This window comes from Shimazuella sp. NTD248 (assembly GCF_059510395.1).
In genome coordinates, this window is sequence record NZ_JCAJZT010000003.1 from 1 (window position 1) to 15,756 (window position 15,756).

Genomic DNA, 15,756 nt, shown 5'->3' on the forward strand with positions numbered 1-15,756 from the left:
GGTATTCCCGGTAGCGCCAGTATTCCCGGTAGCGCCAGTATTCCCGGTAGCGCCGGTATTCCCGGTAGCGCCGGTATTCCCGGTAGCGCCAGTATTCCCGGTAGCGCCGGTATTCCCGGTAGCGCCAGTGGCCCCGGTAGCGCCGGTATTCCCGGTAACGCCAGTGTTCCCGGTAGCGCCAGTATTCCCGGTAACGCCAGTATTCCCGGTAACGCCAGTATTCCCGGTAACGCCAGTATTCCCGGTAACGCCAGTATTTCCGGTAGCGCCGGTATTCCCGGTAGTGCCAGTAACTCCAGTATCTCCGGTGGCACCGGTATTTCCGGTAGCGCCAGTATTTCCGGTAGCGCCAGTATTTCCAGTAGCGCCAGTATTCCCGGTAGCGCCAGTATTCCCAGTAGCGCCAGTGGTCCCGGTAGCCCCAGTGGTCCCGGTAGCCCCAGTAGCCCCAGTAGCGCCAGTAGACCCAGTTCCAGTGGCCCCGGTGGCACCAGTAACACCTCTTGGTCCTATTGGTCCAGTAGCGCCAGTGGGGCCCTTTGGACCGATACAACAAGGGAAGTTAAAAGGTTGACAAAGAGAATTACAATTTCCAAATGGATCTGTACTATCTTTATTTATCCATGAATCAAATGCTGTTGCCCATTCATCCGTTTTTTTTCTGTTCGATATAACAATCAACCCTCTTTCTACTAAAAAAAGTCTTTAATAAAGTATATGGAAATCAGAGGAGGGTTGATAGAAATATGCACAGTTATCTAAACCTATTTTTGATAGGAAGGTTGGGTTAATAGTAACAGAATCTTTAAATCTATTAAATTTCATAGAATTGGTGTTCATTTGCTATTTGGGCATTTGGAAAGATACTTCTCACTTCTTCTATCAAATGTTCTTCCATTACTTCATGGTAACGAGGACTCAAGTGGTTAATGATCAGTCGTTTTGCTCCAGCTTCTTGGGCGATAGAGGCAGCCTCAGTAGTTGTAGAATGAAAGTATTGGGATGCCTTATCTTGTAATTCATGAAGTTGTGTAGCTTCATGAATTAATAGATCAGCATTTTTAGCTAATGTGATACTATTTTCACAGGGTAGCGTATCTCCTAATATCGTAACAATTTTACCTGGTGTAGGAGCATCAATGAATTGTTTCCCATCTATTTGTCTGCCGTCTGGTAAAATGACTAGTTCTCCACGTTTTATTTTTTGAAAAATGGGGCCGGGTTTTACCCCTTGAGCCAGTAGTTTTTTGGTATTCAGTTTGCCAGGCTTATCATTCTCTTCTAAACGAAATCCAAAACACGTAATTCTGTGTTCAAGTTGTTTAATGTGAATCGTAAAATGTTTTTCAGCCAAAGTCATCTCATCCATTATTTCTACATAGGCAATTGGATGACTTAAATGAGTTTCACTTATGGAAAGAGTAGTTTCTATAAATTCTTTGATTCCTCTAGGTCCGTAAATGGTGAGTGGAGACTCAGTTTGAAAAGAACGTGTACTGAGTAATCCAGGTAAACCATAAATATGATCTCCATGCAAGTGAGTAATAAATATTCGACTGATTCGGCTCAATTTAATAGGAGATTTCATAATTTGATGTTGAGTTGCTTCACCACAATCAAATAACCAAATATCGCCATTGTATTCGGGTAAGAAGAGTGCTAAGGAAGATACATTTCGGAAATTTGTGGGTACTCCTGCACTTGTTCCTAAAAAGTAAAGTTTCATAAGAAATTTCCTTTTCGTTTTTATCTTTATTTCGAGCTTGTAAACAGATAAAGATATTGTAACAAAAGCCTTATCCGATTTGCCAATAGTATGTTTTTGTACTTGCAAGATGACCTGTCTATTGTTTCATTATTGATGGTTTTGTTTTTTGTATCTATTTCTTTTATTATCTTACTAGCCACAATGGGATTTCCAATTTCGATTGTTACCTGTACAGGGGGATTATTAGGTCTTTTGTTTTTAGTACTTGGAAACTATATGAGACAAATTAGGCAAAATTATATATTTGGAATAAGGACTCCATGGTCTATTGCTTCCGAACAAAATTGGAGAAAAACGCATCAGTTGGGGTCTGTATTATTTGCAGTGGATGGGTTTTTGTTTTTGATAGGAGCAGGTTTTTCAGCATATTGGTGGATGATTATAGGAATAGGTTTTTTGATGTTTACAGTGGTCATTCTCTATGTCTACTCTTACTTGCTCTATAAACAAGAAGAAAAAAGATAAGAACGGAAGCATCGTCTTCCGTTCTTCCTTTTCGGCAGTTAGAAGGTTATAGGTAGGTTTTCCAATGAACGAAGAGTGCTTGTTTGATAATGAAGTTGGTCCATTTTCGTATTCAATCGTAGATGAGGTAATCGACGAAGCAAGGTTTCATATGCGATTTTTCCCTCTAAACGTGCCAATGGAGCACCCAAACAGTGATGGATACCTGTACTAAAAGCTAGGTGTTCCGTTTCATCTCGTGCAATGTTTAATTCATTAGGTTTTGTATACTTGCTGGGATCTAGATTCGTAGAAGCTATGGAAATAAGGATATTATCTCCTCTCTGAATGTTCTGTTCATGAAGTACTATATCTTCTCCGGCAATACGATTGATAATCATAACAGGTCCAGTATAGCGTAATAGTTCTTCCACAGCAGTGGGAAGTAGGGAAGGATTGTTACGCAGCAAATCCATTTGCTCCGGATGTTGTATGAGTGCTAGCATCCCATTTGAGATCAAATTAACAGTAGTTTCATGACCAGCAGTGATGAGTAACCAGATAGTAGAAATTAATTCATTCTCACTTAATTTTTCTCCTTCTTCATGTGCTTTTATTAAGCTGCTAATTACATCATCATTTGGGTTTTTGCGTTTCTCGCTTATTAATGTTTTGATGTAGCCAATAAACTCCTCTAATGTAGCGGCAACCAATCCTGCTTGTTTTGGATCTAAAGAAGCTTTTCCGATTTTTTGAGTCCATTCTCGAAACTGATTTCGGTCATTTTTGGGGATTCCTAGCATCTCAGAAATGACTAAAATAGGCAATGGATAAGCAAAATCTTCGATGAGATCCATTTTTTTCTTATCCATTACCTTGTCCAATAACTCATCTGCTATTTCCTGTATACGGGGTGTAAGATTATTGATCATTCGTGGAGTAAATGCTTTCGATACCAATCTACGTAGGCGAGTATGATCTGGGGGATCAACAGTAAGCATATTTGGCATCGTTCTCAACCATTCTACTAATACACTTACAGAAGCATTTTCTTGGTGTTTTTCTTGTTCTGTTTGCTGAGGCTGAAATTTTCGCATATCTTTTAGAAAACGTTTGTCTTTCAGTATGCTAAGAGCATCATTGTAACGATGTACAAGCCAGGCTTTTCCCATGCCAAAGAAATCATCAATAGGAATAAGTGTTTTCTTTTGAAATTGTATTTTCTCGTGAAATTTAGCGAAATTCTCCATGTATTCTGGAGAGATAAAATCATTACTTGTGATTTTATCCATATCCATCCTTCTTTCTTTTTAATGATAACCATTTGATTGGAAACTGCTCAGCTTATTGACTATATGGTCAATAGGCTTTTGGTTTTATTTTATCTCATATTGACCACTTGGTCAATCGGGTGGGGAGGAAAGGCTAAAATTTTTTAATATTAACAGGATAGAGGTCTTGGAATAAAAAACGGAAGGTTTAAATCATCTCCCGTTTTACTTTATTTCATATTTGTCCAAATCTATTTGTTGGAGTTGTATTCGGTGGAACTTTCGAGGTCGTGGAAATGGTGCAGTAGCATCGATACCAATTTTTGTTACAGTTCCACCTAATGTCATTGGATTTAATTCATGTCCGATCGCTTCTGGAATGACAATGATATCTTTCACGGGATCATGTCTGGTTGCGATTGCCCATTCTACATCAATTGGATCATAAATATTTACATCTTCATCAACAATTGTCACACGTCTTAAAGAAGGAAAAGAGGCAAATGCAGCTAAGATGGCATTTTTTTGCACTCCTTCGGTATTTTTCTTTATTTGCAAAACAGCATGGTAAAACCCACAACCTCCATAAGTTAAAAACACTGCTTGGACACTTGGTACTAGTCGGTTGACATTTCGAAAAATACTCGCTTCAGCCATAAGGCCTACGGCATTATATACTTCCCTACCTGGAATAATGGTATGGAAAATAGGTTCTAGTCGCTTTGTAACCGCTTTAACATGTACCACCCAGCGTCGATCTTTTTTTGCATAGTAGTCAGTTACCTCAGCTGCCGGTCCTTCCCACTCTCGAATTTCTGGTAAAATTTCACCTTCAATGACATACTGCGCATCCGCGATTCCTTCTACAGATACGGTTTGAGATTGTAGAAGAGCTAGGGGCTCTCCTAATATGGTACTGGCTATACCTAATTCATCTTTATCTAGCGATGCGGCATTGCTTGGTGTTACAGCAGCTATATGTACTGCAGGACTTACTCCATTATTTATTGTTATTTCCAATGGTTTTCCCATTTGTTCTGCTCGTTCATAGTAATCACGGAGGTGCCTGCCCATATCCAACTGCATCGTCAATCGATTTGGTCCTGTTACCATAAAACGATGAATGGAAGCGTTACGTATTCCTGATTCCGGATCTTTGGCTATGACAACACTAGATGTGAGATAAGGACCACCTTCTTCTAATCCTTGTATAGGAATAGGGAGTATATTTAAGAGGTCAATGTCTTGAGTATAAACTGCTTCATTTGCAGGTCCTGATGAATGAGTTACAGGAGAAACAGGATTTTGTTGCCATTGTTCGATTGCATCAGCCATCAAAAATGGAAGTTTTTCGGATTTCGTTTGGAACAATCGAGCCAATGCATCTCGATTCCAATAAAGGCCAGTAAATACAGGAGCAATATAAGGGATTACTTTTTCAAAAAGAAGAGCGTTTGTTCCTTCTAATTTTTTTGCGACGCCAGCCATTTCATGAATACGATTTACAGATGTTTTGACCGTAGAAAGAAGTCCTTCTTGTTTCAAAAAACGAATAATACCTTGTAAATCTCCAAGTCCACGACTTGCAAAATCCCAATGATTTGTAGATTTGTGCATAGTATCCCTTCTCTTAAAAAGAATATAAATATACTTAATTATAAACGAGATATATTTGAACAGATAGAAAAGACTCTGAAAGGAATAAGTTAGCAATAAAAAGTGAGTACTCACTTTACTTTATGGGTGATTTGAGCTAGAGTAAAGAAAAGACATTGCTTTTTTTGGAGGGAAGTCCATGTGTGTGAATATCTTATTTTTTGCACAGATTAATGCCAGAAATAGTGGAGAAGTGGGAGGAAAAGGGGCTAATTTGGGAGATTTATTTGCAGCTGGTTTTTCTGTACCTGATGGCTTTTGTGTAACTACTTTTGCTTATCAATCCATCATTGAATCGAGCTCTGAAATGGAAGAACTGCTTAAGGAGTGCACAAAAGTAAATGCAAATAATCTTGATGATATTAAAGATTTAGGAAAACGAATCCGTGAGCATATAGAGAGTTTAGAAATTCCAAGTATTCTCCAAAAAGACATCATAAACGCTTGGAAATCTATTGGGAATAACTATACCTACGCGGTTAGGTCTAGTGCTACAGCTGAAGATTTACCATCTGCATCATTTGCAGGACAGCAAGATACGTATTTGAATATTCAAGGAGAACAGCCCTTATTAGATGCCATTCGCAAGTGTTGGGCTTCTTTATTTACAGACCGCGCCATTGCTTATCGGGCGAGAAATGGATTTGATCACCGCCAAGTGTATTTATCTGTAGTCATACAGCGTATGGTACAACCAGAGATTTCTGGGATTCTTTTTACTGCTGATCCTGTTAGTGGAAACCGATTGGTGACTTCTATTGATGCAAGCTATGGATTAGGAGAAGCCCTAGTATCGGGATTAGTTACAGCAGATTTATATAAGGTAAAAGCAGGCGAAATCATATCAAAGAAAATTTCAGCCAAAAAAATAATGATCGAATCGCTTGAAGATGGGGGGACGAAAAAGAGCGATATTCCAGAGGAAAAGCAGAAGAAACAAGTATTATCCGATACTCAGATTTTGTCCCTTGCTGAGCTAGGAAGCCGAATAGAACAGCATTTTGGATTCCCTCAAGATATAGAGTTCTGTGTAGAAGATGGAAAGTTTTTTGTGGTTCAAAGTAGACCGATTACATCTTTATATCCCATGCCAAAGATAGAATCCGAGACATTACGTGTCTTTTTATCTTTTGGACATATTCAAATGATGACATCACCAATGAAGCCTTTGGGCATATCTATTTTTCAAACGCTTTTCCCATTTGGTAAAGAACCAGCAAGTACAACAAGCAAGTACATTTTGCCGGCAGGTGGAAGGCTGTTTGTTGATCCATCAGATATACTTCGATATCCACTCGCTAAAAAAATTATCCCTAAAATTTTATCCAATATGGACAATAGGATGAGCCTTGCTCTACAAGAGGTGATTAATCGCCCAGATTTTAAAAATGTACCACTTTCTAAAGAAATCGGCAAAGCAGTTAGAAAAAATATTACTCCAGTAGTCACAGAGGTTTATCAAAATGTATTTCGAAGAGACCCTTTTTTGGCAAAAAAACGAGTAGAGACATATATGCAAGAACAACATACGAGATGGAAAGAATCTTTTACAAGGTTAGAAGGGTTCGAACAGTTAGAAAAAATGCAGGAATTATTATCCACTTCTTTGTTATCCATTTTTCAAAATCTGTTTCCCTTCATCGCTCCATTTCTTTTTACAGCTGGCTTATTAAAGAAATATCTTCGTGATTGGGTTCAAGATGATCAAGCCTTACAAAAACTGAGCCAATCTTATGATGGAAATATTTCAAGTGAGATGGGACTGGCAATCGGAGATTTAGCCGACCAATTGCGAGTATTGCCTGATGTAGTGCAATATTTACAAACTGCTGATGACTCTAGTTTTTTGGACGGATTAGATAAAATAGCTGGTGGAAAACAGTTTCAACAGGTGTTTCATGATTTTCTAGATAAATTTGGACAAAGATGTCCTGGTGAGATTGATATTACTAATCCTAGATGGAGAGAGAAGCCAACTCTATTAGTTCCAGCAATTTTGGGGCACATGAGGAGTGTAAAAGCTGGTGAACATAGAAAAAAATTCCAATTAGGGGCAGAGCAAGCAAAAGAAACAGAAATAAGGGTTCTTCAACAATTGAGACGTCATCCAATTCGGTATCGAATCATGAAGAGACTGATAAAATTATACCGTAACTTAGGAGCGCTTCGCGAACACCATAAATATTTCCTTATTACCATACTAGATGAATGTAAAAAAGTGATCATGAAGCAAGCAGATAACTTAGTTGCGAAAAAAGTGATCATGAACCGCGAAGATGTGTATTATTTATCGCTTCCTGAAATCATTCGACTAGCAAAAGGAGAAGAGATAGAAGATTTGTCCCAAATCTTAAAAAATCGAAAAGAAGCATATATTTTGCAGCAGAAATGGACTCCTCCACGAGTGATGACTAGTGAAGGTGAAATAATTACCCCAACATCAAGGTCGGAAGATTTTCCGAAGAATTCCTTAATTGGTACTCCGGTATCGGCTGGTGTTGTACAAGGGAAGGCTCGAATCGTGTATAGACCAGAAGAAGCACAGTTACATGAAGGAGAAATATTGGTAGCACCCTTTACCGATCCAGGATGGACTCCTTTGTTCCAATCTGCTATCGCATTGGTGACGGAAGTAGGCGGATTGATGACACATGGGTCAGTAGTTGCAAGAGAATATGGTATTCCTGCGGTCGTTGGCGTCGAAGATGCACTGAAGAAAATTAAAAATGGTCAAATCATACGTGTGGATGGGACACAAGGGTTTGTAGAAATTATAGAATGAGATTATGGTTAGCCCCTTATTTTCTTAATGATTTTAGGAAATAAGGGTGTTTTTATTTGCAACATAGGCGCCCCCCAACCTATGGGTTGGGGAGCTATCGCCCAAGTACTCAGAGTGAATCACCCTTCACACTGAGAATCCTCTCCTCATCGAAGCGGATCTCGGTTTCGAAGTGGCAGAACCAGTCCTCCTTCGTGACAAGTGTGATGAGTCCTTCTTCTACGATGGCCATTTCGTACTTGCCTTTTCGAGTGGACTCCCTCCTGACAGGGATGCCGAAGATTCGCTTCTCTGGAACGGTGATCTCGTACTCCACACCTACGAGTACGATTCCTGTGTCAGAAGGGTACTTGTAGGTGTACTCCAGACTCACTTCTTTGGGGAGGATGAGCTCAACTTCTGAGATTGTGCTCGGGAGATTGTCAGCAATCATGGATTATTCCTCTCTATTGCTTGTATTAAGTATATCGGATTATATTTTAATATGCGAGAAAATTTTTAATAAACGAGTTTGTTATTTAAATCAAAAAACGGGAATGAATAACTATTGTTTGATCCATCATCTAGAAAGAGAGCAAAAACTTTTTCCAAAGGCAAGTAGGGTCATACGATCTTATGAAAAAAGTGAGATTGTGATTATTATTTCCTATATTTAGTAGGAAAAGGCTGAGTAATTTAAAAAAGATAAGTATAATTTTGTCATTTATTCATTGAAAGGATTGGTATTTTAGCAAAAATAGTAGGAGATAAGAAAAACGTAATATGTTCTTGTTTTTTTAATATTATTATCATAAACAAGTTTGCAATCCAAACTATTTGAAGAAAAAGCATATATCCGATATAATAATCAAGTTACGACGCTGAAATCATTAATCTAATAGATATTTCATATAGAAAGGGTGGAGGCCGTGAGTGGAAAAGATTACAGTCAGTATTTTATTGCTCCTGATCTAAAAGAAGCAAAAAAACGGGGCAAAGAAGACATCCAAGTCTTGCAATTTGATCAGATACCACAAGAGATGCAAGGTATTGGATCAGGTAAGAAGTACATGATTGAAACATATGGCTGTCAAATGAATGTCCATGATAGTGAGACCATTGCCGGGATACTGGAACAAATGGCATATACACGAACTGCATCTCATCAAGATGCAGATATTATTTTATTAAACACTTGTGCAATCCGAGAGAATGCAGAAGATAAGGTGTTTGGGCATATTGGCAGTCTGAAAGCATTAAAAACCGAGAAACCGGAGCTCATTTTGGGCGTCTGTGGATGTATGTCACAAGAAGAATCTGTTGTTTCACGTATCTTGCAAAAGCATCAGCACGTGGATTTAATTTTCGGTACTCATAATATACATCGTTTACCATATCTTTTGTATAATGCATTGATGTCTAAAGAAATGGTAGTGGAAGTATGGTCCAAAGAAGGCGATGTCATTGAAAACATGCCAAAAGTGCGTGCAGATGGACTTCGAGCATGGGTTAATATTATGTATGGATGCGACAAATTTTGTACGTATTGTATTGTACCATACACTCGAGGAAAAGAACGCAGTCGTCGACCTGAAGATGTATTAAATGAGATTCGCAACTTGGCGCGTCTTGGCTATCAAGAGATCACCTTGCTCGGGCAAAACGTCAATGCTTATGGAAAAGACTTTCATGATACCACCTATCGTTTTGGGGATCTGATGGATGATGTGAGAAAGATTGGCATCCCTAGGGTGCGTTTTACCACTAGTCACCCTAGAGATTTCGATGATCATTTGATTGAAGTATTGGCCAAAAAAGGGAATTTAGTGGAACATATCCATCTTCCAGTTCAATCGGGAAGCAGTGAAGTGTTAAAATTAATGGCAAGAAAGTATGATAGAGAACGTTATTTGGAATTAGTGGCGAAATTGAAAAAAGCTATCCCTGATGTTGTGCTTACTACTGATATTATTGTTGGATTTCCTGGAGAAACAGAAAAGCAGTTTGCTGAAACCATTTCTCTGGTAAAAGAGGTGGAGTATGATATGGCATTTACATTCATTTACTCACCTAGAGATGGCACTCCAGCGGCAAAAATGAAAGATGATGTTCCAATGGAAGTAAAGAAACGCCGTCTCGCTGAATTGAATGATGTGTTAAATGAGATGAGTAAGAAGAAAAATGCTCTATTACAAGGTCAAGTTGTAGAAGTTCTAGTGGAAGGAGAAAGCAAAAAAAATCCAGATGTGCTCTCTGGTAGAACCAGAACGAATAAATTAGTTAATTTTGTTGGACCGAAACATCTGATCGGCAAAATGGTTTATGTGTCTATTGAAAAAGCACAAACATGGACATTGAAAGGCAAATGGGTGGAAGAGATATCTAAATCTCCAGTAGCATAAGGTGGGGTGGATAAGATGATAGAACATTCAGTTTTGAAATCTGCTGAGTTTTTCGCTGAAAAAGTACGTACAAGTTCTGAAGTAGAGCGATTTCATATAGCGGAGCAACAAGTCAATGATAGTCAATCCGTACAAAACTTGATTGAGACAATAAAGAAGAAACAAAAAGAATTGGTACATGCCAAACATTATGAGAAAACAGTGTACAGGATGCAAGTAGAAAAAGAATTGGATGAACTGAATGATAAACTGGATCATATGCCTATTGTGTTGGAGTATCAGCAACGGCAAGTAGAGTTAAATGAGTTACTACAAATGATCCAACAAGTAATTGCTCAAACGGTTTCCGGAAAACTAGAAGTGGAAACAGGCGGTGTCGTCGCAAGTGGCTGTGGTAGTGGCGGTGCTTGCGGTTGTGGAAACAAACATAAAAAAACAGGTTAAATCAAGCAGGTAGGAAATTTCCTATCTGTTTTTTTATTAGAAAAGAAAAGACAATTTGCGCATTTGTATCATTTTTTTCTTATTTTTGCGTAATACATGTTATAAGATCAAAATCATTTGTACGGCTTTAAAAAAAGTCTATGGGTTTTTAGCACCCAAGGCAGATGCCCTGCATACATTGGTTTTGAAAGACCGTTGGAGGAGGGAATTTAGGTGCCAAATACAGATAGAGTAGTGGAATATCGTCAGGTTATTACGAAAGCGATAGTTGGGAAAGGGCGCAAATTTTCGCAAGTTACTCATTCTATTGAAACGCCTGACCATGTCCACAATGTTTTAGGCGCATGGGTTATTAATCATCAGTACGAATCTGCAAAAGTTGGAGAAGCAATTGAAGTACAGGGTAGCTATGATGTGAATATTTGGTATTCCACAAAAGGAAACACCAAAACAGATGTGATGAAAGAGACAGTAAAGTATGTGGAACAAGTTCCACTGAGTTATTTTGACCCGCATACGAGAGAATTAAGTGTTTCTGTAAGTGCTGCAGCTACACAAACACCAAATTGTGTAGAGGCATCCATCTCATCCAATAACGATGCGATAATCGTTCGTGTAGAAAAAGAGTTTGCAGTTGAACTTGTAGGTGAAACCAAAATTACGGTTGCCTGTTATCCAGCAGAATATGCAGAGATTGATGATAAAGATTTTGTTTTCCAATCCCAAAATGGGGAAGAAGGATTTGAAGAATTAGATCCAGACTTGATCATTGATGATTTAGAAGATTAATCCCCCCAAAAAGTTTCCCCTTTTTGGGGGTACCAGAGAAGGCGGAGGAAGAGGCCTTCTTTTCTTTTTCGTGGGCAAATTTCGGCAAGATAAAACAAAGCTTTCTTAATAACCTATTTACCTGTTACTACATAAGCTAAGGGTAGTGGCAAAGAAGGGGGAAGGTTGATGAGAGCCGTTACCCTGCGGGAAGAATATGAGAAAAAACAGGGACTATCATTGTCAGATGAACAAGGTAAATTATTTGCTACTATAAAACTTAATGAGCACATCACGTTAAATCCAGCTCAACAAGTTGAACGAGTAGCAGATGAGGCGACAAGAAAACGGGTTTTACGAGCACATGGTATTCTTGTTCAAGACCGAGGCTTTATTATAAGACAATATATCGTATATGTGTGTCAGACCAAAGTTCTATTTATGTACTGCTCAAAATCAGAAGGTCAATGGTTACAAAAAAGACCGGCTCAGGTAAGTTATCAACGAGTTCCGATAACTGTGGAAAAATCAAAAGAAGTGCAAAATGTCCAGAATATGTCGATAAGAGCCGTATATGCACTAGGTCTTGATTACGCAGTTGTAATTTGTGGAGTAGCCTCTGGTAAAAATATTGTAATTCGAAAAGTAAATCCAAGCCCAAAACTCGGTCCACCAATGTTAGATGCCTATGAAAAAGAATTTAAACAACATAAAGAAAAGTCACGCACAACCATATCTGCTGATGAATTGATGATTGGTGCCGATCCTGAATTTGTAATGCGTTCTCAAAATGGAAATATTATACTTGCATCTAAATATTTTCCGTTGCGGGGAAGAGTAGGTTGTGATGCCATTTGGTTAGGGCAAAACCGTTCTCACAAGCCATTGGTAGAAGTAAGGCCACGACCCTCGACAGATCCACGGGTCTTGGTAGAACGCATATACCATTGTTTGTCCTATGCTGCTAGGAAAGTTGCTCATATACCATGCAGCTGGTTAGCTGGTGCTATGCCATTTGCTGGTTTTCCTATGGGAGGTCATATTCATTTTAGTGGAATAGAACCTAATTTTGAAATGCTTCGTGCACTTGATAATTATTTGACCCTTCCTCTTATGATGGCTGAAGATCAAAAAGGAATTAGCAGAAGGCCAAAATATGGTTATTTAGGTGACTATCGAATCAAAAGTCATGGTGGATTTGAGTACCGTACTCCCCCCAGTTGGTTGGTATCTCCTACACTTACTAAAGGTGTTATAGCTGTAGCTAAACTTATCATATTGAATCACCAAAAATTAACTCTCAATCCACTCAGTAATCCTGATCTTCAAATTGCTTATTATAAAGGGGAAAAAGATTCTTTTCGATTTTGGACATCATTACTTATACAAGAATTGAAAGACTTAGATGATTACTCACAATACGAAAAATACTTAGATCCTTATTTTGAATATTTACAGAGCGGGAAGAATTGGGATGAATCCCGTGATTTTCGTAGAGCATGGAGACTTCCGCCATATCGGGAAGGATTTAAGAGAAATCAACCAAATCCTTGATGCAAGTTGGGCATCAAGGATATTTCTAATTCATTATGTTTTATGCCATAACTGCTGTGCTTTTTTATGATACACTAAAGAGAAATTTATTGGTTGGAGGACTTACGATTGGCTAGATATACACCCATGATTGAGCAGTATCTTTCTATAAAAAATAAAAACCAAGATGCTTTTTTGTTTTTTCGATTAGGAGATTTTTATGAATTATTTTTTGAAGATGCTGAAAAAGCTTCGAAAATCTTAGAGATAACATTAACTGCTCGAGATGGTGGAGCAAGTGAAAAGATTCCTATGTGTGGAGTTCCTTTTCACTCCGCTTCTGCATACATAGAAAAGTTAGTAGCAGCAGGGCACAGAGTTGCAATTTGTGAGCAAGTAGAGAATCCAAAGCAGGCAAAAGGTGTTGTGAGACGAGAAGTGGTTCGTGTCATTACTCCAGGGACTGTAATGGAAGAAAATATGCTGTTAGCAACAGAAAATCATTTTTTGACAGCTTTGTATCAAGAGGAACATAGTTATGGAATAGCTGCTGTGGATCTTTCTACTGGAGAGTGTTTTTTAAGCGAGTTACACCAGGCATTGCCAGCTGTTTTAAATGAAATTGCAACTTTTGAACCCAAAGAATTAGTAGTGGTTCATGAGCTGGCTGCAAATTCGTTACTGCATGAGGAATGTAAACGTTTAGGCATTGTAGTCAGTGAATTTGATGATGTAGATTCTGCTTCATCGTTGGAGGAACAATTTCCGAATGTGTATGAAGTTTGTAATACTTCTTTGCTGCTTGGAACATTGCACTATGTCTATCAATATTTATTACAAACCCAAAAACGATCCTTGGGCCATCTTAAGCGATTGAGGCGTTATCATGCTCATTCTTATATGTTATTGGATGAGGTCGCTCGCCGGAATCTGGAATTAACGAGATCTCTTCAGAATGAGAAACGAACAGGTTCTTTACTAGCCCATTTGGATCATACAGCAACAGCAATGGGGAGTCGCATGTTGAAGCAATGGCTGGATAAACCTTTACTTTCTAAACAGGAAATTACACATCGGCAAAATATTGTTTCTCAGTTTATAGACGAGATGATTTTGTTAGAAGAGTTAACCGATCATTTAAAAAGGGTATATGATTTAGAACGGTTAGCAGCCCGTGTCTCATTTGGATCAGCTTCACCACGTGATCTTTATCAATTAAGAAAATCACTGGAGGAAATACCTACGATCAAGGAAAAACTTGCATCTTTTTCATCTGACGTTTTACATCGTTTAGCGGATAGTCTTGATCCTTGTCAAGATGTACAAGCACTTATTGCATCCGCTATTGTCGATGAGCCTCCTATTTCCTTAAAAGATGGAGGAATCATTCGTGAAGGATATCATGAAGAGCTGGACGAGCTTCGTCATATTCAGAGCAATGGGAAGGGTTGGATTGCCAAATTAGAACAACAAGAACGGAAACGCACTGGCATCAAATCGTTAAAAGTAGGTTATAATCGTATCTTTGGTTACTATTTAGAGATTACCAAATCAAATCTCCATCTTGTACCAGAAGAAGGATACATTCGTAAACAGACGTTAGCAAATGCAGAAAGATTTATAACAGCTGATTTGAAAGAACAAGAACAGCTTATTTTACATGCAAACGAAAGATCACTAGAATTAGAGATGGAAACGTTAAAGCAGGTAAGAGATACAATTGCTAATGAAGTTGTACGTTTACAGAATTTAGCTGCAAAAATAGCAGAAATCGATGTTCTACATGCATATGCTGCTGTTTCTATCCGCTACCAATATACTCGCCCTATTATTACAGATAGTGATCGGTTTTATGTTCAAAAAGGCAGACATCCTGTAGTAGAGGCAGCTCAATTTGATAACTATGTATCAAACGATATTCATATGGATTCTGACACGAGACAAGTGCTAATGATAACAGGTCCTAATATGGCTGGGAAGAGCACCTATATGAGACAAGTAGCACTTATCGCTATAATGGCTCAAATTGGATGTTTTGTACCTTCTGATAAGGCAGAGATAGGTTTGATCGACCGGATCTTTACTCGTATCGGAGCTTCTGACGATTTGGCACAAGGTCATAGTACCTTTATGGTGGAAATGATGGAAACATGTGAAGCATTACAAGAAGCAACTCCTAAAAGCTTAATTCTTTTGGATGAGGTAGGACGTGGTACTTCTACTTATGATGGGATGGCTTTGGCTCATGCAATAGTAGAATATGTTCACGAGAAAGTAGGAGCAAAAACGCTTTTTTCCACTCACTATCATGAACTTACCAAATTAGAATCAGAACTTCCCAAATTGAAAAATGTACATGCCAAATGTGTGGAGAAAGATGGGAAAGTAGTATTTTTGCATCGGATTGTTTCAGGAGGGGCAGATCGTAGTTATGGAATACATGTAGCGGAATTAGCAGGACTTCCTGTTCCTGTTATCGAGCGAGCTAAAGAAATTCTTACTCATTTAGAAGAAACGAACACAGCTGAAGCTGAAGTTGCAGTAACCAAAGAAGAAGAACCTCTCACTTTATTTTCATTTCTACCAGAAATTAGCCCGATTGAAGAAGAAGTGACCAATGAATTGCGAGCTTGGGATCTATTGGAGCATACACCTATGGAATCTTTACAGTTTTTACAAACGTTGCAACAAAAATTGAAGTCGAAGTAG

General features: G+C 38.5%; 11 protein-coding genes and 1 pseudogene. 7 read left to right on the forward strand and 5 right to left on the reverse strand.

Translation table 11 applies throughout. The annotated features are described in order from the left end of the window. Together AC5WOE_RS07240 and rnz are read right to left on the reverse strand one after the other, a co-directional pair. Positions 1-672: pseudogene (locus tag AC5WOE_RS07240) on the reverse strand (BclA C-terminal domain-containing protein); the annotation flags it as partial. A gap of 142 nt (positions 673-814) precedes the next feature. Further along, a complete protein-coding gene (gene rnz, locus AC5WOE_RS07245; RefSeq protein ID WP_496049876.1) occupies positions 815-1,726 on the reverse strand; it encodes a ribonuclease Z in 912 nt (303 codons plus the stop codon). 102 nt (positions 1,727-1,828) lie between these two features. Here rnz and AC5WOE_RS07250 point away from each other — a divergent pair, with 102 nt between their 5' ends. Further along, on the forward strand, positions 1,829-2,233 hold the full coding sequence (locus AC5WOE_RS07250) for an SdpI family protein (protein ID WP_496049877.1): 405 nt from the start codon (positions 1,829-1,831) through the stop codon (positions 2,231-2,233). A 38-nt stretch (positions 2,234-2,271) separates the two neighbouring features. On the opposite strand, the gene AC5WOE_RS07255 is transcribed toward AC5WOE_RS07250, so the two are convergent. Next, entirely contained in the window at positions 2,272-3,504 is a 1,233-nt protein-coding gene (locus AC5WOE_RS07255; RefSeq protein ID WP_496052244.1) for a cytochrome P450 family protein, read from the reverse strand. Positions 3,505-3,708: 204 nt separating this feature from the next. Further along, the gene (locus AC5WOE_RS07260; RefSeq protein ID WP_496049879.1) at positions 3,709-5,100 is read right to left on the reverse strand and encodes a UbiD family decarboxylase; all 1,392 of its coding nucleotides are present in this window, start codon (positions 5,098-5,100) and stop codon (positions 3,709-3,711) included. A gap of 178 nt (positions 5,101-5,278) precedes the next feature. Between AC5WOE_RS07260 and AC5WOE_RS07265 the strand changes: the two genes are divergently transcribed. After that, positions 5,279-7,921 carry a phosphoenolpyruvate synthase gene (locus AC5WOE_RS07265; RefSeq protein WP_496049880.1) on the forward strand — a complete coding sequence of 881 codons (2,643 nt, stop codon included), beginning with the start codon at positions 5,279-5,281 and terminating at the stop codon, positions 7,919-7,921. Positions 7,922-8,030: 109 nt separating this feature from the next. Here the strand turns inward: AC5WOE_RS07265 and AC5WOE_RS07270 are convergent, their stop codons facing one another. Then, the gene (locus tag AC5WOE_RS07270) at positions 8,031-8,354 is read right to left on the reverse strand and encodes a hypothetical protein (RefSeq protein WP_496049881.1); all 324 of its coding nucleotides are present in this window, start codon (positions 8,352-8,354) and stop codon (positions 8,031-8,033) included. Positions 8,355-8,829: 475 nt separating this feature from the next. On the opposite strand from AC5WOE_RS07270, the gene miaB reads away from it, so the two are divergent. The 5 genes from miaB to mutS all read left to right on the forward strand — a co-directional run bounded on the left by miaB (position 8,830) and on the right by mutS (position 15,756). Then, a complete protein-coding gene (gene miaB, locus AC5WOE_RS07275) occupies positions 8,830-10,302 on the forward strand; it encodes a tRNA (N6-isopentenyl adenosine(37)-C2)-methylthiotransferase MiaB (RefSeq protein ID WP_496049882.1) in 1,473 nt (490 codons plus the stop codon). A gap of 15 nt (positions 10,303-10,317) precedes the next feature. Next, positions 10,318-10,746, forward strand: coding sequence for a YlbF/YmcA family competence regulator (locus AC5WOE_RS07280; RefSeq protein ID WP_496052245.1), 429 nt, complete (start codon positions 10,318-10,320; stop codon positions 10,744-10,746). Between the two features lie 213 nt (positions 10,747-10,959). Next, entirely contained in the window at positions 10,960-11,535 is a 576-nt protein-coding gene (cotE, locus tag AC5WOE_RS07285) for an outer spore coat protein CotE (protein ID WP_496049884.1), read from the forward strand. Between the two features lie 168 nt (positions 11,536-11,703). Then, positions 11,704-13,068 carry a putative amidoligase domain-containing protein gene (locus AC5WOE_RS07290; RefSeq protein WP_496049885.1) on the forward strand — a complete coding sequence of 455 codons (1,365 nt, stop codon included), beginning with the start codon at positions 11,704-11,706 and terminating at the stop codon, positions 13,066-13,068. 108 nt (positions 13,069-13,176) lie between these two features. Then, the gene (gene mutS / locus AC5WOE_RS07295) at positions 13,177-15,756 is read left to right on the forward strand and encodes a DNA mismatch repair protein MutS (RefSeq protein ID WP_496052246.1); all 2,580 of its coding nucleotides are present in this window, start codon (positions 13,177-13,179) and stop codon (positions 15,754-15,756) included.